Here is a 22,552-nt window from a genome sequence, read left to right as displayed (position 1 = left end):
CAGGAGGTCAGAGGTTGTCGCCCCAGCCACCCTGGATCATGGTCTGGAACGCCCAGGCCCCGCCCCGCTTCAGCAGGATGTCGGCGTACCGCAACTGCTGTGTCTCGCCGTTCGCGGTCATCACCGAGTCGGTGAAGACCACGGCCATGGCGGGGGAGAGGAAGACGGGCGTGCGCGTGGACTCGAAGGTGATGTCCTCGCTCCCGTCGCCCATCACGTGCGTCATGGTCGCGACGAACTGCTTCCGGTCCCACTGCGCGGAGCGCCCGTCGCCCGCGGAGTCGTCGCTGACCAGGTTGAGCGGGAAGACGGCCAGGTCGGCCATGCGCTCCACGTCGCGCCGTGCGCTGTGTGCGTCGTACTCGGCGAACCAGGCGGCCAGGCTCGCGCGGTCCTCGTCGGTCGGGACGTATCCGGTCTCGGGCAGAACGGTCATGCACACTCCTGATCAAGTTTGATTAGTGCGGCTGCGTGAAGAAGATATGCTCAATTTCCGCCGTAGTCAAACTTGATTAGCCAACTTGGTTAGCCGTGACGCCGCCTGTCATGTCCGTACGGCGGCGGGCTCAGCGGAAGCGGACGACCACCGCGGTGGCGTGCCGGGTCGTGTTCTGCCGCACCTCCACCGTCACGGGCGGCTCCGTCGGCAGGGCGGCATAGGTGACCTCGCCGATCCCGATGGCGATCGCGGTCCCTTCGCCCCTGGCCTCCGGCAGCGCGGCCCCGGCCGCAGTCCGCAGCGCGGGGGCGAGCGGTGACGACACCACGGGCGTGCCGTCCCCCGGCAGGACGAGTACGAGCGCCTGCGGGCGGCCCCTGCTCCCGGTGAACCCGACCACGACCGCGTCCCGGGTGTCGCTGTGCCGCAGCTTCAGCCACGCGCGCGCCGCACCCCGGTAGGCCCCGTCGAGCCGCTTGATCACCAGCCCCTCGATGCCGGTGGCGGGCAGGGTCTCGTACCAGGTCAGGGCCGTTTCGCGGTCGGTCGTCATCGGTACGGGCTGTAGTGGCGGGCCGAGCGGTCCGAGGATGCGTACGAGGCGTGCGCGCCGTTCCTCGTAGGGCAGGGCGCGGCAGTCGTCGCCCTGATCGGCGAGCAGATCGAAGGCGGCGTACGAGGCGGGGAGCGTGCGCGCGAGGTGCGTGGCGTGCGAGCGGGTGGCGGCGGCGCGTTGCTGGACGGCGCCGAAGTCGATGCGGCCGTCGGCCCAGACGACCACCTCGCCGTCGAGCACGGTCCCCTCGGGCAGCTGCTTCGCGGCCTCGGCGAGATCGGGGAACGCGGTGGTGACGAGGCGGCCGGAGCGGGCCTGCAGCCGTACGCGATGACCGTCGGCGAAGACGAGCAGGCGGTGGCCGTCGAACTTCGGCTCGTAGGCCCAGCCGCCGCCCTGCGGCAGCGCGGTGACGGAATCGGCGAGGGCGACCCGGAGGGGCGGGGCGATCACGAACCGGCCTCGCGGGGGAGGGGGCGGGCCCGGTCCGGGTCGGTGAGCGGGCTCAGGAGATCCCCGTACTCCTTGAGGCGGGGCGCGATGTCGCCGGCCAGGAAGACGAGGTCCGCCGGGTTGCCGCATGCCTCGACCTCCTCCCAGGTCACGGGGGTCGAGACGGTCGGTTCCTCGCGGGCGCGGAGGGTGTAGGGGGTGGCGGTCGTCTTCGCGGCGGCATTCTGGCTGAAGTCGACGAAGACCTTGCCTGGGCGCAGGCTGCGCGTCATCCGGTGGACGACAAGGTCGGACAGCTCGGCCTCGGCCTCCTTGGCGAGCTCCTTTGCGTACGCGGTGACCTGCTCGGAGGGCGTCGGCTCCAGGGGGCAGAGCAGATGCAGCCCCTTGGAGCCCGAGGTCTTCGCGTGGACGCTCAGACCGTCGGCCTGGAGGCGCTCGCGCAGCCAGAGGCCTGCCCGGCAGCACTCGACGATGGTGGCGGGATCGCCGGGGTCCAGGTCGAGGACGAGCCGGTCGGCCATGGCGGGCGCGTCGGCCTGCCACTGGGGCGTGTGGAACTCGGTCACGAGATTGGCGGCCCACATCAGGCTGGCGAGATCATCCACGACGACTTGCCGGGCGGTCCCCTCCGAGCGCGAGCGCGGTACGTCGGCGGTGTGCACCCAGGTGGGGGTGCCGGGCGGCACGTTCTTGGCGAAGAAGTGCTGGCCGTCCGGCCCGTCAGGGAAGCGGAGGAAGGAGAGGGGCCGGTTACGGAGATGGGTGAGGAGAGCCCCGGCCGTACTGGCGTAGTAGTGCAGCATCTCGCCCTTGGTGAAGCCGGACGCGCTGTACAGAACCTTGTCGAGATTGCTGAGGGCCAGCCGCCGCCCCTCCACCTCGGTGATCGGCGTCATACGATGAGAATCCCACGAATGGTGATGAACCACCCGAATTTCGACACTCGGCTGCTGCTGAGAGGTGCCTGACGTGCGATCCATATGGAACGGTGCGATCTCCTTCGGCTTGGTCAGCATCCCGATCAAGCTCGTGAACGCCACCGAGAACCACTCGGTCTCCTTCCGGCAGATCCATACGGAGGACGGGGGCCGGATCCGCTACCGCAAGGTGTGCGAGCTGGAGGAGCGGGAGGTGACGTCCGCCGAGATCGGCAAGGGGTACGAGGACGCGGACGGCTCGATCATCCCGATCACGGACGAGGATCTGGCGGCCCTGCCGATTCCGACGGCCAAGACGATCGAGATCGTCGCCTTCGTGCCGGCGGACCGGATCGATCCGATGCAGATGGACACGGCGTACTACTTGGCGGCCAACGGGGTGCCCGCGACGAAGCCGTACACGCTGCTGCGGGAGGCGCTGAAGCGGAGCGAGAAGGTGGCGGTCGCCAGGTTTGCGCTGCGGGGGCGGGAGCGTCTCGGGATGCTGCGGGTGGTGGACGACGTGATCGCGATGCACGGGCTGCTGTGGCCGGACGAGATCCGTACGTCGGAGGGGGTGGCCCCGGATTCCCAGGTCAAGGTGCGGGACGCGGAGCTGGACCTGGCGGACGCGCTGATGGACACGCTGGGGGAAGTCGAACTGTCCTCCCTCCACGACGACTACCGCACGGCGGTGGAGGAACTCGTCACCGCCAAGGCCGAAGGCACGGGCCCGGCGGAGCCGCCCGGGGAGGCGGCGGAGGGGGACGGGGGCAAGGTGATCGACCTGATGGCCGCGCTGGAGAGCAGCGTTCGCGCGGCGAGGACGGGCCGGAGCGAGGGGAAGTCGGCGGAGGTGACGCCGCTGGCGAGGAGCGCGCGGAAACGGGCTCCGGCGACGACGCCGAAGGAGGTAGGGGGCAAGAAGTCGACGGCGAAGAAGACGGCGTCGTCAAAGAAGGCGGAGCCGAAGAAGTCGACGTCGAAGGCGGCCACGAAAAAGACGACGGCGAAGAAGCCCCCAACAAAGAAGACACCCACGAAGAAGCGTGCATCGTCGGCGTAGAACGCCCCTCCACTACACAGGCCCCCCACCACTCACTCCGCCCTCGCGCGTGCTCCCGCCCCACCCCGCCCGCGCCAGCCACCCACCCACCCTGATGACACGGGGCAATCGGGTGGGTGGGTGGGAAAAGCTTGTTCGTTGGGGCCGAAGATGCGGGGTGAACGGGCGGGTGGGTGGGAGAGGCCTGTTAGGGGCCGGAAATACCCCGCGTGGCGCCCCCAGGCTCGCCCCAGCGCCCGTACCCGGCGAACCTTGAGAAATGACTCAGGACAAGAACAGGGACAGCAACTACCGCCCCGTGGTCTTCCGGGACCGCTCAGCGGGCTACGCCTTCCTCACCCGCTCCACCGCAGAGAGCGACCAGACCATCGAGTGGGACGACGGCGAGACGTACCCGCTGGTGGAGGTCGAGATCTCCTCCGAGAGCCACCCCTTCTACACGGGCAGGGCCCGAGTGGTGGACTCCGAGGGCCAGGTGGCCAAGTTCGAACGCCGCTTCGGCGATCAGGCACCCCCGGCCACACCGGAGTGACCAGCCGCTGCCCCTCACCCCGCCCGCGCCACGCCGCGTAACCCGCAGGAGTGGCAGGAGGACCACGGCGCCCCGACGATGTCCGTAGAACCTTGATCACGAACGCCGAACGAGCACGACGAACGAGCACGAAGAGCGAAGAACGACGGACGAGCTTGATCACGAGAAGGCGGCGGGCATGACCGACGGCACGATCGATCTCCAGGCGCTGGCGGCCGAGGCGTACATCTACGGCTACCCGCTGGTGCTCAACCTCGACGAAGTCGACCGCTTCTCCCGCAAGGGCATGGGCTCGCTGGCCCCCGCGCCGTTCAACGAGTTCAGCCACGCAGAGAGACTCGCGGGGCCCGACACCCCCTCCGCGGACGCCAACCACGACACCGTCTACTCGGTGGCGCAGCTCGATCTGTCCGGCGGCGCCCTGCTCCTGACCGTGCCGGACACCGACGGCCGCTACTACGTCCTGCAGTTCGTGGACGCGTGGACCAACAACTTCGCGTACGTGGGCCGCCGCGCCACCGGCACGGGCGCCGCCAGCTACCTCCTCACGCCGCCCGGCTGGGACGAGGAGGTCCCGCTGGGCGCCACCCGCATCCCCGTGCCGACCGAGGTGGCGACGATCGTCGGACGGTGGGCCTGCGCGGGACCGGACGACGTGGCGGCGGTGCAAGCCCTCCAGGAGGACACCCACCTGGAGCCGTACTGGACGGCTTCCGGAGAGCCCCGCGGCCTGCCGACCCACACGTACATCTCCGACGACGAACCGGAACTGCTCTTCTACGAGAAGCTACGGATCAGGATGGCGTCCTTCCCGCCCGCTCCGGCGGACCTGACGTACCAACAGCGGTTCGCCCGACTGGGCCTGTTGGACACGCAGAGTCCCTACACGCATCCTGAGCCGGACCTCGCCGAAGCACTGCGCGCGGGATACGCGGCAGGCAAGGAGAAGGTCGAACAAGCATCGAGTCACGAGGGCAATAGCGAGGGCCATCGCGAGGGCGATGAGGAGCAGAACGGCTGGCAGCTGAGCTACCACGCCTTCGACTACAACATCGATCACTTCGAGGTGGGCACACTCAAGGACCCCCAATGGGTCTGCGCCGACCGGGAGTTGGGCCGCATGCTGCGCGCCACGTCGGCCCACACCGCGCTCTGGGGCAAGCACGGCTACGAAGCGGCGTACGCGATGGCGTGGCACGACAGCGACGGCAGCCCCCTGGAGGGCGAGCAGTCCTACACCCTGCGCTTCGAGAAGCCGCCGCCCGTGGACGCGTTCTGGTCGGTCACGGTGTACGACCTGCCGGACCGGCACCTGGTCGCCAACCCCATCGACCGCTACTCGATCGGCGACCGCACCCCGGGCCTGAGCTACGACGACGACGGCTCCCTCACCCTCCGCCTCCAGCCGCAACGCCCCGCCGACCCCGCCGACGACAAGACGGCCGCGAACTGGCTGCCCACCCCCGACGGCCGCTTCCGCCCGGTCCTGCGGATGTACACGCCCCGCGCCGCGATCTTCGACGGAACATACGAGCTGCCGCCGATCCGCCGGAGCTAGGGCCGTCCAGTACGAGCCCAGGCCGCCCCCCACTGGGCGAGGTTGCGCCGCTCCAGCCTGCGGTGGGTATAGGCGTACGCGGCGGTGCCCATGATGGGGACGGCGATGGCGGCCAGGACGACGTAGCCCTTGGTGTGGTCGCGGACCTCGTCCTCGGTCAGGGGCGGGTCGGTGAGTTCTCCCTCGTCGCTGACCCATACGGGGATGGTGTTCCCGGCAGGCAGGGCGGGTTCGACGTCCGCTTCCGCGGTGCGGATCTGTCCGTGGCGGTCGGTGAAGCGGACGGTGGCCGGGTACCGGGCCTTCTGCACCTCTGCCGACCAGGGCTTGGGGTGGCGGGGCGCGTCGTGGACGAGGACGGCGTCGGTGCGGTGCCGGGTGTCGGCCTGCTGCCGGGCGGTCTGTTCGGTGTGGCGGCGGGCCGCGTCGCCGACCAGGACGACGGCGGCCGGGGTGGCGGTCAGGACGGCCAGGAACAGGCCGACTGCGATCCACGCCTGTACGAGGTCGGTACGGCGGCGCAGAGGGTTGCGACGCCAGCGCCACAACAGGGTGTGCGGTGTGCGCGGGGGCTGTTCGGGGGGCGGTTGTGCCGGGGGTACGGGGCCGGCCACGGGGGTCTCTCCTTGAGCGCTGGTGATGGAGCGGAGGCGCGCCTATGAGGCGGGGCCTATTGGGGGTGCGCGGTGCCTCCGCCGGCGGAGGGATGGGCGCGCGCCGCCCGGAGAAGCTTCGCGGCACCGCGCACCGCTGCGGTGTGCGGTGCGGGCACGGGCAGGACGGGAGCGTGCAGTTGTCCGGCGAGGCCGCAGCTGACGTCGGGGAGCAGGGCGCCGCCACCGGCGAGCAGCGCGCCCCGCCGGACGGCTTCGAGGGTCCGGGATGTGCGGTCCTGTTCGAGCATCGCGGTCACCATCGCGACGACGCAGTCGATGATCCGGGAGGGTGGGGACGAGGCCATGGGCGGGGAAGAGGCCACACCGTCCACGTCGCTCGTTCCCAGGGCGGTATGGCGGGCATCGACCACCGCGCCGTCAACGAGGAGCGCGACCTCGCTGAGGTGAGCACCGATGTCCACGACGAGCAGGGGACGGGTCAGATCGGCGTCCGCGGCCGAGGCCACGGCTCGCGCGGTGGGGATGGTCAGAACGCTGCGCGGACGCAAGACCTCGACGGCGACGCGGGCTTCGGCACGGTAGGCGACTCCGCCGAGTACGGGTGCGGTCAGGATGAGCAGGGGCCGGCTGAAGCGGGGCAGCCGATGACCGAGCAGCCGGTCGAGCATGCGGGCGGTGCCGGGGGTGTCGACGATGGCACCGCGCCGGATGGGGTACACGGCACCGCCGCCATGGAAAGTCACCGTGGGAACGTCGAGGATCATCCGGCGTCCTGACGTCCAGGCACGGGTCCGCGCGCTGCCCAGGTCGAGGGCGATGCCGGTCATCGGGCGACCCCTTGGACCTGCTGGCAGCGGGCGCAGAAGCCGGCCTGCGGCACGATCATCAGGCGCTCGCGGGCAATGGGCCACAGACACAGGTGGCAGGCGCCGTAGTCGCCGCGGTCCATGCGCCCCAACGCGGCTTCGACGTCGGCGAGGACCATGCGGGCGGAGGCGGCCAGCTTGACGCGGACCTCGGTCCTGGCGGCGCTCTGCCGGTCGAGGAGCGTGTCCGCGCGGGTCATCGCGGAGGCGGAGAGCTGCTGCAACTGGTCCCGGCGGAACAGGAGCTGCTCGTGCAGGTTCTCGCGCAGCGCGGCGAGGTCGTCGGCCGACAGGTCGATGATCTGGTGGTTCATCACTTCACCCCTCGGGCAGGGCGTGCGGTGGTCAGCCGGTCTTGCGCTGGCAGGGAACACAGAACTGCGTGTACGGCAGGATCTCCAGGCGCTCGACAGGGATGGACTTGGAGCAGCCCGGGCAGGTCCCGTAGCTGCCGTCCTGGACGCGTACGAGAGCGGCCTCGACCTCTCGGAGTACCCGCTCGATGGTGTCCCTCTGCGCTGCCATCACCTGCGCCTCATCCGCCTCCTCCACCGCCTGTGCCTCCCGCCCGGCATCGCCGATGGCCTGGAGCTGCGCAAGACGGGAGGCACGTTCGTGTTCCAGGCGCCGACGGGCCTCGCGCGGGGTCACACGCTCGGGGCGGGCCTCGACCGGGGGAGTGCGGGTGTCGAGCGACATGGCGGATCCTTCCTTCGACAGGCTTTCAACGGGCTTCCAACAGGCTTTCGCTCCCACGGTCGCCGGTACGCCGCGCAAAACCCATCGGGCGCGATACCCATCTCCGGCGTCCCCAGGACCCCATGGCGGCGTGGGCGGGCCGAGGTCGGAAAATGGGCATTGGGCCCCATCGACGGACGGAAGGGAAACGGGCAGTCTTGACGGTGAACCGGTCAAGATCAGGTGAACCGGTCAAGATCACGCGCGTACGAGAGCACACGCACACCTGCAAGCCCGCACCTGCAAGCGCGCACAAGAAAGGCGCCACCCCGTTGTCCCTGTTCTGGCGGATCTTCGCGCTCAACGCGGTAGTGCTGGGAAGTGCCACCGCGCTGCTGTTGTGGGCGCCGGTGACCGTCTCCGTGCCGGTGGTGCTTACCGAGGCGGTCATCCTCGTGGTCGGCATGGCAGTCATGCTGGTCGCCAACGCGGCCCTGCTACGGATCGGCCTCGCCCCGCTGGACCGGCTCACCCGGCTGATGACCACCGTCGACCTGCTGCGCCCCGGACACCGACTGCCGGAACAGGGCCGCGGCGAGACCGCCGAGCTGATCCGCACCTTCAACGCCATGCTGGAACGGCTTGAGCAGGAACGTGCCGCCAGCAGCGCCCGCGTACTCCTGGCGCAGGAATCCGAACGGCGCCGCATCGCCCAGGAACTCCACGACGAGGTCGGCCAGACCATGACCGCGGTCCTGCTCGCCCTGAAGAGGGCGTCGGACGAGGCGGACGAACCCCTGCGCGGTGAGCTCCAGCAGGCGCAGGAGATCACCCGGGGGAGCCTGGACGAAGTACGCCGTCTGGTGCGCAGACTGCGGCCCGGCGTCCTTGACGACCTCGGTCTGATCAGCGCCCTGACCTCCCTGACCACCGAGTTCGCCACGCACGCCGGACTACGGGTGGTACGCCGTTACGACGCGGACCTGCCGCCGCTCGACGAGCAGGCGGAACTCGTCGTCTACCGGGTGGCGCAGGAGGCCCTGACCAACGCGGCCCGCCACGCCGAGGCAGGCAAGGTCGAGCTCAGCCTCTGCCGCACCGACGGCGCAGTCGCGCTGACCGTCGCGGACGACGGCCGCGGGACCGGGGTCGCCCACGAGGGGGCGGGAATCCGCGGGATGCGCGAACGGGCTCTGTTCATCGGGGCAACGCTGGACGTCACGTCAGAGCCGCGGACCGGTACGCAGGTCCGGCTCACGATCCCGCTCCCTGCCCCCGCCCCTGACCCCATCGCCCTCACCTCCACCGCCACCCCCACCCCCACGGCCGGGAAGCACTGATGAGTACAGCCGCCGACACGTCGAAGTCGAACACGTCGAAGTCGAACAAGACCCGCATCCTCCTCGCCGACGACCACGCGCTGGTACGTCGCGGAGTGCGGCTCATCCTCGACGGTGAGCGGGACCTGGAGGTCGTCGCCGAGGCGGGGGACGGAGCGGAGGCCGTCGCCCTGGCCCGCACGCACGAGGTCGACCTGGCCGTCCTGGACATCGCGATGCCCCGGATGACCGGCCTGCAGGCCGCACGCGAACTTGCCGCGCTGAAGCCCGGCGTACGCGTGCTGATGCTGACGATGCACGACAACGAGCAGTACTTCTTCCAGGCGCTGAAGGCCGGCGCCAGCGGATACGTACTCAAGTCGGTGGCCGACCGAGACCTGGTGGCCGCCTGCAGGGCAGCGATGCGGGACGAGCCGTTCCTGTACCCGGGAGCGGTCACGGCCCTCATCCGCAACTACCTCGACCGCGTCCGCCACGGCGAGGAGCCACCGGACCAGGTCCTTACGGCGCGCGAGGAGGAGGTCCTCAAGCTCGTGGCGGAGGGCCACTCCTCCAAGGAGATCGCCGAGATGCTCTTCATCAGCATCAAGACGGTCCACAGGCACCGGGCGAACCTGCTGCACAAACTGGGCCTGCGCAACCGCCTTGAGCTCACGCGCTACGCGATCCGGGCGGGCCTGATCGAACCCTGAGAACCCTGACTGGGGGCGGACCCCGCCCGGATCCCGGCGCTCAGCCGTTGTACGGGGCCGCCACGTCCAGGACCCAGGTCACGCCGAAGGGGTCGGTGAGCATGCCGTACAGAGGTGCCCACTGCGACGCTTCCAGGGGCTGCGCCACGGCCGAACCCTCTCCCGCTTCCAGCTTCTGCCAGAGGGCACTGATCTCGTCCGTGTCGTCACCGCGCACCGAGACGAAGAAGGGGTTGCTGCCCTGGTCCCAGGGCAGCTGGGAGGGCACGTCGTAGGCCATGACATGGAAGCCGTTGTCGCCAACGACCTCGCCCCACACCACCCAGTCAGCCTCGTTCTCGTTCCGGATGTTGCCCATGTCCTTGTACGTGACGGCGGTGATGCGTCCGCCGAAGACGGACTGGTAGTAGTCAAGGGCCGCTCGTGCGTCGCCCCGGAAGTTCAGGTGGGTGGTGGTCGTGACGGACATGGCCTACTCCTTGTGTGCGGTCTGGTAGATCGGGATCGGGATCGGGATCCGGATCTGGATCTGAATCTGAAACCCACCGTTCCAGGGGTAGCGGACAGGTTGTGTCCTGTACTTCGGGCAGAGTGATGGGCATGCAGAAGACGTCATCGCGACTGCTCGCACTGCTCTCCCTGCTCCAGGCGCATCGCGACTGGTCGGGTGACGACCTGGCCGAGCGGCTCGACATCACCCCGCGCACGGTGCGCCGGGACATCGACCGCCTACGGGAACTCGGCTACCCGATCCGCGCTTTCAAGGGCCCCTTCGGCGGCTACCGCCTGGATGCCGGCTCGCAACTGCCCCCGCTGCTGTTCGACGACGGCCAAGCCGTGGCCCTGGCCCTCGCACTGCAGTCCGTGGCCACCAACAGCACGATCGGCGAAGACGCCGTACGGGCCCTGTCCACGGTTCGCCAGGTCATGCCGCCCCGTCTGAGCCGGCGCATCGACATGCTGCAGGTAACGGCGGTCCAGCCACCCGAGGCCACCGGCAACGCATCCCAGGCGGGCACGCAGCTCCTGATGGAACTGAGCCGAGCGATCCACGCGCACGAGGAACTGCGCTTCGACTACGGCGACTTGGCCGAGGCACCCACCGCCGCCACCCCCGCCGAGCACCCCCGCAGGACGCACCCCCACCACCTCATCACTTGGCGCGGCCACTGGTACCTGCTCGCCTGGGACCTGGACCGCGACGACTGGCGCACCTTCCGCGCCGACCACATACGACCCCGCACCCCCACGGGCCCGCGCTTCACCCCACGCGACCTCCCCGGCGACGACGTAGCCGCGTTCGTCACCGGCCGCTTCCGTGGAACTGACGGCGCCACGGCCGACTGGCCCTGCCGAGGCGAAGTCCTCCTCAACCTCCCGGCGCAGGCTGTGGCCCCCTTCGTACAGGACGGAATCGTCGAGGAACTCACCCCCGACCGCTGCCGCCTCACCCTCGGCTCATGGTCATGGACAGGCCTCGCCGCAACCATCGGCCGCTTCGACACCGACATCCAGGTCATCGGCCCACCACAACTGACGACCGCGTTCGCCGAACTCGCCGAGCGCTACGCCAGGGCCGCGAGTCTCTCCTGACCGCACCTCAAGGCGCCCGCCTGTCCCGCCGCTTCACCACCCACCAGCTCAACGCCTGGGGAATCCCGTCCGACACCCCACTCAGGCAAAGTCGCAGCTCACACCTCTATACATGCCGTGTATAGGCGTTGTGTATAGTCTCGCGCATGACTTCTGCGTACCTCTTGCCGATGAAGACGGCGGCAGCGCTTTTCCCGCTCCTCGCGCTGGTGCTGTTCCTCCCGACGGCGGTCGTCCTGTACCGCCGCCACGGCACCATGTCGCAGTGGCGCGCCCTGTCGCTCCTCGGCTTCCTCTACTACGCGATCACGGCCCTGTGCATGACGCTCGTCCCGCTGCCCAAGCGGACAGCGGACATGTGCAAAGCGTTCGCGGCGGTCGCCCACCCGCAGTGGATACCGGGCAACACCTTCAGCGACATCTGGAAGGAGGCGCACCACAAGGTCACGCTGAACGCGCTGGTGTTCCAGAACCCCGCGGTCAGCGGTGCGGTCCTGAACCTGGCCCTGCTGCTCCCGCTGGGCGTCTTCGTCCGCTGTCACCTGCGGCGCGGCTTCGCCGCTGCGGCCGTCGCGGGCTTCGGCGCCTCGCTGTTCTTCGAGGTCACGCAGGGCACCGCGCTGTGGGGCACCTACCCGTGCCCGTACCGTCTGTTCGACGTCGACGACCTGCTGCTCAACACCGCGGGAGCGCTGCTCGGCTGGTACGTGGCCGGGCCGCTGGCCCGACTGCTCCCGACGCGGGAGAAGCTGGACGACGCGACGCCGGTCCGACAGTCCGTCACCCCCGGACGGCGCCTGGTGGCACTCCTTGTCGACCTGACCGGAGTCTCGGCCGTCACCGTCCTCGTGGTCCTGGCCACGGCGGAAGACGTGTACAGCGCATCCCATCCCATACCTCAGGTGATGGTCGCGGTCTTCGCCGTGTGGTTCGTCGTACTGCCCTGGCTGACGAGGACGACCCCGGGCAAGCGGCTTCTCCTGCTGAAGCTGGCGTCGGCCGAAGGCGACGGGCGGCCGGCGCTGTGGCGGATCGGAGTCCGCGCGTCGCTCCTTGGCGTGGTGACCCTCCCGCTGATGGCGACCCTCGTGGCCGCCTCGATGGTTCTGCTGTACGGGCCGTCGTGGGTGGTGCGCCGCGTCCGGGACGCTTCGGCGGCGGACGTGCAGGCGATCCAGTGGGAGCTGATCGACCACTTTCCGCAGGTGCTGCTGATCGTTCTCGTCGTGGTCCTGCTCGGCGGGTACGTGCTGATGACCCGGAGGCGGAGGCCGGACCTCTGGCCCCACGAGCGGGCGTCCGGGGTGCACACGGTGGCGCTGGCGCACACGCGCGCCGACACCGGTTCCCACGTCGAGCACGCGGACGCTCCGTAGGCCCCGGGACCCGTCGCGATCAGTGCGCGACAACGACAAAGAGCGGGACCCAGTGAGACTGGTTCCCGCTCTTCATGCTTGGCACTTGCGCCGATCAACCGCATCATCGTGCTGGTTGAGACGAAGTGCCCCCGGCAGGATTCGAACCTGCGCACCCGGCTCCGGAGGCCGATGCTCTATCCCCTGAGCTACGGGGGCGTGTCAGCGCTGCTTGCGCGGCGACGTGTAGAACCCTACCAGCTCCTAACGGCTCCCCATGAACAGGGATTTCCGCACCTCGGCGGCCGTCATGACCGCCGCTTCCGCACCCTGCGTCCCAGAGGTCGCCCTCGGCTCCGCCGCCCGCTACCCCGCAAGGTGCGGAAGTAGGGAAAACCCGGACGCGGCGGCGGGCGCGGACCTACTCTCGAGTTGTGTCAGGCGTGTCCGGCCGCGTGCTTGTTGTGGACGACAACAAGGTCATCCGGCAACTGATCAGGGTCAACCTCGAGCTGGAGGGCTTCGAGGTCGTGACCGCGGCTGATGGTGCCGAGTGCCTGGATGTGGTGAACCAGGTCAGACCTGATGTCGTCACCCTCGATGTCGTGATGCCCCGCCTTGACGGGCTGCGCGCCGCCGCTCGGCTGCGCTCCGATCCGCGGACCCGAAATCTGCCCATCGTCATTGTCAGTGCCTGCACTCAGTACGAGGTGGAGAGCGGGCTTGAAGTCGGCGTGGACGCGTTTCTCGCCAAGCCCTTTGAACCCTCCGAACTGCTCGGGATAGTACGGCAGTTGATGGAGCACGGGGGTGGTGGTGCCGGGGGCGGGCGTGGTGCCCTCGGCAGTGACTGCGGGGCCGCCGGAGAAGCCGAGCGCGCCGGTCGCTCCGGCGGCTGATCCGACGGCTGGCCCAGCCGTCGCGGCGGGTACGCGGCAGTAACTGACAGGCGCTGGTGCGGACGCCGCTCACCCCGCCGCCCGGTCGCCGCTCGCCCCGCCACCGGACGCCGCTCACCCCACCGGCAGGTGCCCGCGCAGGCCCCTCCCCGTCCACATCCCGGACCATCCGGGAAACCAGGTCGCGTGCCCACCCCCCTCCTCCCATACGCTTGACCCGTGACCCCCGTCGAGCTCTCCCGCACCGTGCTGCGCGCCATGCGCCGTGCCGTCGACGACGGCGAGCTCAGTGCCCTTGGTGACGTGAGTGACGTGGACATGACCCGGCGCGTCGTTGTCGAGCGGCCACGGCCCGGCGGGGCCGGGGACTACGCCACCAACGTCGCCCTGCAGGTCGCCCGTGCCGCAGGGCAGACGCCCCGCCAGGTCGCCGAAGTGCTGTCCCCGCGGCTCGCCCGGGAGCCCGGCATCGCCGCCATCGACATCACCGGGCCCGGCTTCCTCAACATCACCCTCGACCGGGGCGGCGACAGGAGCGATGAGGGTGGTCCCTCCGCCGCCCTCGTCCGCGACGTCCTCACCCGCGGCGCCCACTACGGCCACGCTCAGCCAGGCACCGCCAGTACCGCCAGCACCGGCGACAGCGAAGCCCTCACCCTCCACTTCCCCCGCGAAGTCCGCGCCGCCGTCCTCGCCGACTCCCTCCGCCGCATCCTCATCTCCCAGGGCGCCCTCGCACAGGACGTACGGAACACCTGCGACGAGGCCCCCGACACCCGCTGGGACACCCTCGGCGTCCACGTGGACGGACATGGACGGCCCCCCGCCTCCATCAACACCCTCCGCCCCGTCCCCGCCCCGGCCGACCCCACCTTCCTCGGCCGCGACGCCGCCCGCTGGGCCCTGCTGCACCCGGCCGCCCACGACCGGCCCCGCATCAGCGACGAGCACCTGCTCCAGCGCGCGAGCAACCCCCTCTTCCGCGTGCGGTACGCCCACTCCCGCACCCGCGCCCTCACCCGTAACGCCGCTGCCCTCGGCTTCGCCGGCGCCCCCGGGGACGTAGAAGAAATAGCGGCGCGGGACCTGCTGGACGCAATCGCCGCGTATCCGCGACAGCTCGCCGCCGCCGCCCGCCACCGTGCCCCCGACCGCCTGGCCCGGCAGCTCGTCGTCATCGCCGATGCCTTCCTGGCCTTCCAGCCGACCGTCCTTCCGCTGGGTGACGAGAAACCCTTGGCCGCCCACCGTGCCCGGCTCGCGCTCGCCGAAGCCGCCGGGACGGTGCTCGCAGGCGGCCTGTCCCTGCTCGGCATCAGCGCCCCTGACTACTTGTGACCACGTGAAGACGTGAAGACAGACGTGAGAGAGACGACCGCGACATGAGCCGTTCCGCACACCCCGCCGGGCCCCGCCACGCCGACGTACTGCCCGAAGGGCACTACACCGCCCCGGCCGCCGATCTGAACTCCCTCGACCCCAAGGTCTGGGCGCAGACCGTCGATCGCTCCGCGGACGGTGTCGTCACCGTCGGCGGGATCGAAGTGACCCGGCTCGCCGAGGAGTTCGGCACCCCCGCCTACTTCCTCGACGAGGCCGACTTCCGCGCCCGCTGCCACGCCTGGCGCGGCGCCTTCGGCTCCGACGCCGACGTGTTCTACGCGGGCAAGGCCTTCCTCTCGCGTGCCGTCGTCCGGTGGCTGCACGAGGAAGGGCTCAACCTCGACGTGTGCAGCGGTGGCGAGCTCGCCACCGCTCTCGACGCCGGTATGCCCGCCGACCGCATCGCGTTCCACGGCAACAACAAGACCGAGGACGAGATCGAGCGGGCGATCGGAGCCGGCGTCGGGCGCATCGTGCTCGACTCCTTCCAGGAGATCGTGCGCGTCGCGCACATCGCGGACCGGCTCGGTGTCCGTCAGCGCGTGCAGATCCGCGTGACCGTCGGCGTCGAGGCCCACACCCACGAGTTCATCGCCACCGCCCACGAGGACCAGAAGTTCGGCATCGCCCTCGCCGGGGGACAGGCCGCCGAGGCCGTGCGCCGGGCCCTGCAACTGGACGGCCTTGAGCTCACCGGAGTGCACTCGCACATCGGGTCGCAGATCTTCGACATGGCCGGGTTCGAGGTCTCGGCGCGGCGCGTGGTGCAGCTGCTCGCCGAGGTCCGTGACGAGCACGGCGTCGAGCTTCCCGAGATCGACCTCGGCGGCGGGCTCGGCATCGCCTACACCTCCGACGACGACCCCCGCGAGCCGCACGAGATCGCCAAGGCGCTCGGCGAGATCGTGACGCGGGAGTGCGAGGCCGCCAATCTGCGCACTCCCCGTATCTCCGTCGAGCCGGGGCGCGCCATCGTCGGGCCCACCGCCTTCACCCTCTATGAGGTCGGCACCGTCAAGCCGCTCGAAGGACTGCGTACGTACGTCTCTGTCGACGGCGGCATGTCCGACAACATCCGTACCGCGCTCTACGACGCCGAGTACAGCGTCGCGCTCGTCTCGCGGACGTCCGACGCCGAGCCCATGCTCGTCCGCGTCGTCGGCAAGCACTGCGAGAGCGGGGACATCGTGGTGAAGGACGCGTTCCTTCCGGCCGACCTCGCTCCCGGCGATCTGATCGCCGTGCCCGCGACCGGCGCGTACTGCCGCTCCATGGCGAGCAACTACAACCACGCCCTTCGTCCGCCGGTCGTGGCCGTGCGGAACGGTGAGGCGCGGGTCATCGTCCGGCGCGAGACGGAGGAAGATCTCCTGCGTCTCGATGTCGGCTGAGGAAAAATCGGCCGAGAATCAGCGAGCAGCCAAGTATCGGCCAGTGAAATGTATGTCTCACGATCCGGACCGTGGATAGAAACTGGGATCCGGTGGGTGAGACTGGTCCCACTGTAGATGTATGAGAAGTGAGGTCGGATGATGCGTACGCGTCCGCTGAAGGTGGCGCTGCTGGGCTGTGGGGTTGTCGGCTCAGAGGTGGCGCGCATCATGACGACGCACGCCGACGACCTCACGGCCCGGATCGGTGCCCCGGTGGAGCTCGCCGGTGTCGCCGTCCGCCGTCCGTCGAAGGTGCGCGAGGGGATCGACCCTTCCCTCGTCACCACCGACGCCACCGCGCTGGTCAAACGCGGTGACATTGACGTCGTCGTCGAGGTCATCGGGGGGATCGAGCCCGCCAAGGGCCTCATCACCACCGCCTTCGAGCACGGTGCGTCCGTGGTCTCCGCGAACAAGGCGCTCATCGCCCAGGACGGCGCGGCGCTGCACGCCGCCGCCGAGGAGCACGGCCGGGATCTTTATTACGAGGCTGCTGTCGCCGGTGCCATTCCGCTGATCCGGCCGCTGCGCGAGTCCCTCGTCGGCGACAAGGTCAACCGGGTTCTGGGGATCGTCAACGGGACCACCAACTACATCCTCGATGCCATGGACACCACCGGTGCCGGGTATCAGGAAGCCCTCGACGAGGCCACCGCTCTCGGGTATGCCGAGGCCGACCCGACCGCCGACGTCGAAGGCTTCGACGCCGCCGCCAAGGCCGCCATCCTCGCCGGTATCGCGTTCCACACGCGCGTGCGTCTCGACGACGTGTACCGCGAGGGCATGACCGAGGTGACCGGCGCCGACTTCGCGTCCGCGAAGCGCATGGGCTGCACCATCAAGCTGCTCGCCATCTGTGAGCGGGCCGCCGACGGCGGGTCCGTCACCGCGCGCGTGCACCCCGCGATGATTCCGCTCAGCCATCCGCTCGCGTCGGTCCGCGAGGCGTACAACGCCGTGTTCGTCGAGGCCGAGGCCGCCGGACAGCTCATGTTCTACGGTCCCGGCGCGGGCGGCGCTCCCACCGCGTCGGCCGTTCTCGGCGACCTCGTCGCCGTCTGCCGGAACAAGCTCGGCGAAACCACCGGGCCCGGCGAATCCGCGTACACCCAGCTGCCCGTGAACTCCATGGGCGCGGTCGTCACGCGCTACCACATCAGCCTCGACGTAGCCGACAAGCCGGGTGTACTCGCCCAGGTCGCGACGGTCTTCGCCGAGCACGGCGTATCGATCGATACGGTCCGTCAGACGGGCAAGGACGGCGAGGCCTCCCTCGTCGTCGTCACCCACCGCGCGCCCGACGCCGCCCTCACCGGCACCGTCGAGGCGCTGCGGAATCTCGACACCGTGCGTGGTGTCGCCAGCATCATGCGGGTTGAAGGGGAGTAGTCAGCAATGACCCACCAATGGCGCGGAATCATCGAGGAGTACCGGGACCGTCTTCCCGTCTCCGACACGACTCCGGTCGTGACGCTCCGCGAGGGCGGCACGCCGCTCGTCCCCGCGCAGGTGCTCTCCGAGCGCACGGGCTGCGAGGTCCATCTCAAGGTCGAGGGCGCCAACCCGACCGGGTCCTTCAAGGACCGCGGCATGACGATGGCGATCACGAAGGCCAAGGAGGAGGGCGCCAAGGCCGTCATCTGCGCCTCCACCGGCAACACGTCGGCCTCGGCCGCCGCCTACGCCGTACGCGCGGGAATGGTCTGCGCGGTCCTCGTGCCGCAGGGCAAGATCGCACTCGGCAAGATGGGCCAGGCGCTCGTCTACGGCTCGAAGATCCTCCAGGTCGACGGCAACTTCGACGACTGCCTGAACCTCGCCCGCGCCCTCTCCGAGAACTACCCTGTGGCGCTGGTCAATTCGGTCAACCCGTTCCGCATCGAGGGCCAGAAGACGGGCGCGTTCGAGATCGTGGACGCACTCGGCGACGCCCCCGACATCCACGTCCTGCCGGTGGGCAACGCGGGCAACATCACGGCCTACTGGAAGGGCTACAAGGAGTACGCCGCCGACTCGATCTCGACGCGCACTCCTCGTATGTGGGGCTTCCAGGCTTCCGGTTCCGCGCCCATCGTGCGCGGCGAGATCGTCAAGGACCCGTCGACGATCGCCACCGCGATTCGCATCGGCAACCCTGCTTCGTGGCAGTACGCCCTCGACGCGCGCGACGAGTCGGACGGCTTCATCGACGAGGTGACGGACCGTGAGATCCTGCGCGCCTACAAGCTGTTGGCGTCCCAGGAGGGTGTCTTCGTCGAGCCGGCGTCGGCCGCTTCTGTCGCCGGTCTGCTGAAGGCGGCCGAGCAGGGCAAGGTCGACAAGGGGCAGCGGATCGTCTGCACCGTCACCGGAAACGGCCTCAAGGACCCCGACTGGGCCGTCGCGGGCGCTCCGCAGCCCGTCACGGTCCCGGTCGACTCGGCCGCCGCGGCCGAGCGCCTGGGTCTGGCGTAACCGTCTCCGGCATGGCATAGCCAAGCCGGTCAGGGATACCCGCAGCTGACGGCGGGCATATCCGCCTGGAAAACCCGCAACTCCGCATAGGGGGTGCACAGGGGGCTTACGACACGCATCGTGCGCCTCCTGTGCGCCCTATGTCGCCACAGAACCTTCCTTCGATAGGCTGTACCCAACCCGCCCCGCCGCATATGCCGCGGTGCTGCCGCAGAGCGGCCTTCGGGTAGTGCCTCATCACGTGGCAAGTCCTCAAAAGATCGCAGCTCAAGGAGAGTCATCGAGCGATGGCCGGTCCCGCGTTCCGCGCCGCCGCCGTCCGGGTGCGCGTCCCCGCCACCAGCGCCAACCTCGGCCCGGGCTTCGACGCCCTAGGCCTGTCGCTGGGTCTGTACGACGACGTCGTCGTGCGGGTGGCCGACACCGGACTGAACATCGACATCGCAGGTGAGGGCAGCGAGACGCTCCCACGCGACGAGTCGCATCTGCTGGTACGTTCCCTGCGCACCGCCTTCGACCTGCTCGGCGGACAGCCGCGCGGGCTCGAAATCGTCTGCGCCAACCGCATTCCGCACGGCCGGGGCCTCGGCTCGTCGTCGGCCGCCATCTGCGCGGGCATCGTCGCCGCGCGGGCCGTGACGATAGGCGGTGACGCCCGGCTCGACGACAGCGCCCTGCTCGAACTCGCCACCGAGATCGAGGGCCACCCCGACAACGTCGCCGCCTGTCTGCTCGGCGGTTTCACGCTCTCCTGGATGGACGGGGGGGCGGCGCGGGCGATCAGGATGGACCCCGCTGATTCCATCGTTCCGGTGGTTTTCGTACCCGGCAAGCCCGTCCTCACCGAGACGGCGCGCGGACTGCTCCCGCGCACTGTTCCGCACGTCGACGCGGCCGCCAACGCAGGCCGCGCCGCACTGCTCGTCGAGGCCCTGACCAGGCGCCCCGAACTGCTGCTTCCCGCAACCGAGGACCGGCTCCACCAGGAGTACCGCGCGCCCGCCATGCCGGAGAGCGCCGCTCTGGTGGAGCGCCTGCGCGCGGACGGTGTCCCGGCGACGATTTCCGGCGCGGGGCCCACGGTCCTCGCGCTGGTCGATGAGAGTGCGGCGGACAAGGTCGCACGCCTCGCGGGCGAGGGCTGGGCGGCCAACCGTCTGACCCTCGACGCGACCGGTGCGAGCGTGCTGCCGCTGGCGCCTTGACACCCGATAGCCGGATTAGGAGAGGGGGAATGTTTGTTGGACCCGGTAGTGTTAACCTCAAGTCTGCACCCGACCCCACCATGGCGAGGTGCTTCGTGTCCCCGTCCGGGACATCCATCCTTCCGGGAGCCTCCCAAACTGCTCTGTGCCTCGCACTGAGCGGTGCCGAGCACGCTCCGGAACCGGCGTGACCGAGTCGAGTGACACCGCACATGAGTGGCACCTCACCGGGACTCGCCATCACCAGTGAATTCTTCCGCCGCGCGTTGGCGGACCACCGCCCCGGCATGGTCCACACACCAGAGGACCTCCGGACAGCACAACCGGTCGCCGAGCCAGACAGGCCGACGTCCGCTCCAGGGAAGGACCCTTCGTGAGCGACACCACCGATCTGATGGGCGTGACTGCCGACACGCCCGCGACGGACGCCTCTGCGGCGCCTGCCACCGGTGCTTCGGCCGGGTCCCGGCGGCGCCGCGGCACCGGCCTCGATGGCATGGTGCTGGCGGAGCTGCAGCAGGTCGCATCCGGCCTCGGCATCAAGGGCACTGCGCGTATGCGCAAGAGCCAGCTGATCGAGGTCATCAAGGAAGCCCAGGCCGGCGGGGGATCCCCCGCTAAGAGCGCCGCGTCCGCTTCGTCCGCCGAAGCAGAGACGAAGCCCAAGCGCCGCGCCACCTCGAAGGCCCGGACGGGCGAGGACACCTCGGCGAGCTCCACGAGCACGGACAAGAGCGCCAAGGCGAGCAAGGCCGACAAGGCCGAGCCGGCCGCGGGCGCCAAGGCCGAAGAGGCCGCCCAGCAGCAGATCGACATCCCGGGCCAGCCCGCGGGTGCCGACAAGGGCGAGCGTCGCGGCCGTCGCCGTGCCACCGCCGACGCGGGCAGCCCCGAGACGGTCACCGCCGAGGCGAAGAGCGAGCCGAAGAACGACGCGAAGAACGACAAGAACGACGCAAGGACGGACGCGCCGTCCGAGGCCAAGGGTGATGGTTCCGGCGACAACAGCGCCGACGGCCGCCGTGACCGTCAGGGCCGTGACCGCCAGGGCCGTGGCCGCGACCGTGACCGCCGTGGCAACAAGGGCGACGATCAGCAGCAGGGACAGGGCGGCAACCGCCAGCAGGGCGGCGGTCGTCAGGACCGGCAGGACCGCGGCGACCGCCAGGACCGCGGTGACCGTCAGCAGCGGGACCAGCGGGACAACGGACCGCAGGACGACTTCGACGACGAGGGTGGCCGCCGCGGCCGCCGTGGCCGTTACCGCGACCGCCGTGGCCGTCGTGGCCGCGACGAGTTCGCGCCGAACGAGCCGCAGGTCGCCGACGACGACGTACTGATCCCCGTCGCGGGCATCCTGGACATCCTCGACAACTACGCGTTCATTCGTACGTCGGGATACCTCCCCGGCCCGAACGACGTGTACGTGTCGCTCGCCCAGGTCCGCAAGAACGGTCTGCGCAAGGGTGACCACGTCACCGGCGCCGTCCGTCAGCCCAAGGACGGCGAGCGCCGCGAGAAGTTCAACGCGCTCGTGCGCCTCGACTCGGCGAACGGCATGGCGGCCGAATCCGGGCGCGGGCGACCGGAGTTCAACAAGCTGACGCCCCTTTACCCGCAGGACCGGCTCCGTCTGGAGACCGACCCGGGGGTGCTCACCACCCGCATCATCGACCTCGTCGCGCCGATCGGTAAGGGCCAGCGAGGCCTGATCGTGGCCCCGCCGAAGACCGGCAAGACCATGATCCTGCAGGCGGTCGCCAACGCGATCACCGTCAACAGCCCCGAGTGCCACCTGATGGTCGTCCTGGTCGACGAGCGTCCGGAAGAGGTCACCGACATGCAGCGGTCGGTGAAGGGCGAGGTCATCTCCTCGACCTTCGACCGTCCTGCCGAGGACCACACCACGGTCGCCGAGCTGGCCATCGAGCGCGCCAAGCGTCTCGTCGAGCTGGGTCACGACGTGGTCGTGCTTCTCGACTCGATCACCCGCCTGGGCCGTGCGTACAACCTGGCGGCCCCGGCCTCGGGGCGCATCCTGTCCGGTGGTGTCGACTCGACCGCGCTCTACCCGCCGAAGCGCTTCTTCGGTGCGGCGCGCAACATCGAGGACGGCGGCTCGCTGACCATCCTCGCCACCGCGCTCGTCGACACCGGTTCGCGCATGGACGAGGTGATCTTCGAGGAGTTCAAGGGCACCGGCAACATGGAGCTCAAGCTCGACCGGAAGCTCTCCGACAAGCGCATCTTCCCGGCGGTGGACGTCGACGCGTCCTCCACCCGTAAGGAAGAGATCCTCCTCAACGCGGAGGAGCTCGCGATCGTCTGGAAGCTGCGCCGGGTGCTGCACGCGCTCGACTCGCAGCAGGCCATCGAGCTGCTTCTCGACAAGATGAAGCAGACGAAGTCGAACGCCGAGTTCCTCATGCAGATCGCGAAGACGACGCCGACGCCGGGCAACGGCAACGACTAGTCCTCTCCGACACACAGAAGGCCGCCCCCGTCACTCGACG

Annotated in this window: 22 protein-coding genes and 1 tRNA gene; 14 read left to right on the top strand and 9 right to left on the bottom strand. The window is 69.8% G+C overall.

The genetic code is table 11. From position 1 onward, the window contains the following. Positions 1-7: 7 nt before the first annotated feature. From ACFQ7F_RS11750 to ligD, 3 genes are all read right to left on the bottom strand, one after another. Complete coding sequence (locus ACFQ7F_RS11750) at positions 8-436, bottom strand: nuclear transport factor 2 family protein (RefSeq protein WP_383269423.1); 429 nt, start codon at positions 434-436, stop codon at positions 8-10. Between the two features lie 130 nt (positions 437-566). Then, positions 567-1,448, bottom strand: coding sequence for an ATP-dependent DNA ligase (locus ACFQ7F_RS11745; RefSeq protein WP_383269421.1), 882 nt, complete (start codon positions 1,446-1,448; stop codon positions 567-569). After that, complete coding sequence (gene ligD, locus ACFQ7F_RS11740) at positions 1,445-2,347, bottom strand: non-homologous end-joining DNA ligase (protein ID WP_383269419.1); 903 nt, start codon at positions 2,345-2,347, stop codon at positions 1,445-1,447. The genes ACFQ7F_RS11745 and ligD overlap by 4 nt, the downstream gene beginning before the upstream one ends. Positions 2,348-2,420: 73 nt before the next feature. On the opposite strand from ligD, the gene ACFQ7F_RS11735 reads away from it, so the two are divergent. The 3 genes from ACFQ7F_RS11735 to ACFQ7F_RS11725 all read left to right on the top strand — a co-directional run bounded on the left by ACFQ7F_RS11735 (position 2,421) and on the right by ACFQ7F_RS11725 (position 5,524). Further along, a complete protein-coding gene (locus ACFQ7F_RS11735) occupies positions 2,421-3,434 on the top strand; it encodes a Ku protein (protein WP_383269417.1) in 1,014 nt (337 codons plus the stop codon). Between the two features lie 259 nt (positions 3,435-3,693). Further along, positions 3,694-3,966, top strand: coding sequence for a type B 50S ribosomal protein L31 (locus tag ACFQ7F_RS11730; protein ID WP_383269416.1), 273 nt, complete (start codon positions 3,694-3,696; stop codon positions 3,964-3,966). Between the two features lie 178 nt (positions 3,967-4,144). After that, positions 4,145-5,524, top strand: a complete 1,380-nt coding sequence (locus tag ACFQ7F_RS11725; RefSeq protein ID WP_383269414.1) for a DUF1254 domain-containing protein — start codon at positions 4,145-4,147, stop codon at positions 5,522-5,524. On the opposite strand, the gene ACFQ7F_RS11720 is transcribed toward ACFQ7F_RS11725, so the two are convergent. The 4 genes from ACFQ7F_RS11720 to ACFQ7F_RS11705 are packed head-to-tail and all read right to left on the bottom strand — an operon-like array spanning position 5,521 to position 7,706. After that, positions 5,521-6,138 (bottom strand): hypothetical protein, encoded by a 618-nt coding sequence (locus ACFQ7F_RS11720; protein ID WP_383269412.1) that lies wholly within the window; start codon positions 6,136-6,138, stop codon positions 5,521-5,523. The genes ACFQ7F_RS11725 and ACFQ7F_RS11720 overlap by 4 nt on opposite strands. A gap of 56 nt (positions 6,139-6,194) precedes the next feature. Next, the gene (locus tag ACFQ7F_RS11715; protein WP_383269410.1) at positions 6,195-6,968 is read right to left on the bottom strand and encodes a rod shape-determining protein; all 774 of its coding nucleotides are present in this window, start codon (positions 6,966-6,968) and stop codon (positions 6,195-6,197) included. Continuing rightward, positions 6,965-7,324: a TraR/DksA family transcriptional regulator gene (locus tag ACFQ7F_RS11710; protein ID WP_383269408.1), complete on the bottom strand. Its 360-nt coding sequence runs from the start codon at positions 7,322-7,324 to the stop codon at positions 6,965-6,967. Before ACFQ7F_RS11710 ends, ACFQ7F_RS11715 begins: the two co-directional genes overlap by 4 nt. 28 nt (positions 7,325-7,352) lie before the next feature. After that, entirely contained in the window at positions 7,353-7,706 is a 354-nt protein-coding gene (locus tag ACFQ7F_RS11705) for a TraR/DksA family transcriptional regulator (protein WP_383269406.1), read from the bottom strand. Positions 7,707-8,017: 311 nt separating this feature from the next. On the opposite strand from ACFQ7F_RS11705, the gene ACFQ7F_RS11700 reads away from it, so the two are divergent. Then, entirely contained in the window at positions 8,018-9,025 is a 1,008-nt protein-coding gene (locus tag ACFQ7F_RS11700) for a HAMP domain-containing sensor histidine kinase (protein WP_383269404.1), read from the top strand. Beyond that, a complete protein-coding gene (locus tag ACFQ7F_RS11695) occupies positions 9,025-9,717 on the top strand; it encodes a response regulator (RefSeq protein ID WP_383269402.1) in 693 nt (230 codons plus the stop codon). Before ACFQ7F_RS11700 ends, ACFQ7F_RS11695 begins: the two co-directional genes overlap by 1 nt. Positions 9,718-9,757: 40 nt before the next feature. On the opposite strand, the gene ACFQ7F_RS11690 is transcribed toward ACFQ7F_RS11695, so the two are convergent. Next, positions 9,758-10,186, bottom strand: coding sequence for a VOC family protein (locus tag ACFQ7F_RS11690; protein ID WP_383269400.1), 429 nt, complete (start codon positions 10,184-10,186; stop codon positions 9,758-9,760). A gap of 131 nt (positions 10,187-10,317) precedes the next feature. On the opposite strand from ACFQ7F_RS11690, the gene ACFQ7F_RS11685 reads away from it, so the two are divergent. After that, positions 10,318-11,310: a helix-turn-helix transcriptional regulator gene (locus ACFQ7F_RS11685; RefSeq protein ID WP_383269398.1), complete on the top strand. Its 993-nt coding sequence runs from the start codon at positions 10,318-10,320 to the stop codon at positions 11,308-11,310. A gap of 146 nt (positions 11,311-11,456) precedes the next feature. Beyond that, positions 11,457-12,686, top strand: coding sequence for a VanZ family protein (locus ACFQ7F_RS11680; RefSeq protein WP_383269396.1), 1,230 nt, complete (start codon positions 11,457-11,459; stop codon positions 12,684-12,686). 126 nt (positions 12,687-12,812) lie between these two features. Here ACFQ7F_RS11680 and ACFQ7F_RS11675 read toward each other — a convergent pair. Continuing rightward, positions 12,813-12,884, bottom strand: a tRNA-Arg gene (locus tag ACFQ7F_RS11675). 215 nt (positions 12,885-13,099) lie between these two features. On the opposite strand from ACFQ7F_RS11675, the gene ACFQ7F_RS11670 reads away from it, so the two are divergent. The 7 genes from ACFQ7F_RS11670 (at position 13,100) to rho (ending at position 22,512) form a co-directional block, all read left to right on the top strand. Then, positions 13,100-13,564, top strand: a complete 465-nt coding sequence (locus ACFQ7F_RS11670; protein WP_383269394.1) for a response regulator — start codon at positions 13,100-13,102, stop codon at positions 13,562-13,564. Between the two features lie 219 nt (positions 13,565-13,783). Then, a complete protein-coding gene (gene nrtL, locus ACFQ7F_RS11665) occupies positions 13,784-14,902 on the top strand; it encodes an ArgS-related anticodon-binding protein NrtL (protein ID WP_383269392.1) in 1,119 nt (372 codons plus the stop codon). A 44-nt stretch (positions 14,903-14,946) separates the two neighbouring features. Further along, positions 14,947-16,338: a diaminopimelate decarboxylase gene (lysA, locus tag ACFQ7F_RS11660; RefSeq protein WP_383269390.1), complete on the top strand. Its 1,392-nt coding sequence runs from the start codon at positions 14,947-14,949 to the stop codon at positions 16,336-16,338. A 138-nt stretch (positions 16,339-16,476) separates the two neighbouring features. Continuing rightward, on the top strand, positions 16,477-17,769 hold the full coding sequence (locus ACFQ7F_RS11655; protein WP_383269388.1) for a homoserine dehydrogenase: 1,293 nt from the start codon (positions 16,477-16,479) through the stop codon (positions 17,767-17,769). Positions 17,770-17,775: 6 nt separating this feature from the next. Beyond that, positions 17,776-18,834 (top strand): threonine synthase, encoded by a 1,059-nt coding sequence (gene thrC / locus ACFQ7F_RS11650; protein ID WP_383269386.1) that lies wholly within the window; start codon positions 17,776-17,778, stop codon positions 18,832-18,834. 287 nt (positions 18,835-19,121) lie between these two features. Next, the gene (gene thrB / locus ACFQ7F_RS11645) at positions 19,122-20,039 is read left to right on the top strand and encodes a homoserine kinase (RefSeq protein WP_383269384.1); all 918 of its coding nucleotides are present in this window, start codon (positions 19,122-19,124) and stop codon (positions 20,037-20,039) included. A gap of 373 nt (positions 20,040-20,412) precedes the next feature. Further along, positions 20,413-22,512, top strand: coding sequence for a transcription termination factor Rho (rho, locus tag ACFQ7F_RS11640; protein ID WP_383269382.1), 2,100 nt, complete (start codon positions 20,413-20,415; stop codon positions 22,510-22,512). Positions 22,513-22,552 lie beyond the last annotated feature (40 nt).

The sequence above is a fragment of the Streptomyces sp. NPDC056486 genome, assembly GCF_042795295.1.
Taxonomy (GTDB): Bacteria; Actinomycetota; Actinomycetes; order Streptomycetales; family Streptomycetaceae; genus Streptomyces.
This window is presented reverse-complemented; position numbering and strand designations above follow the sequence as displayed.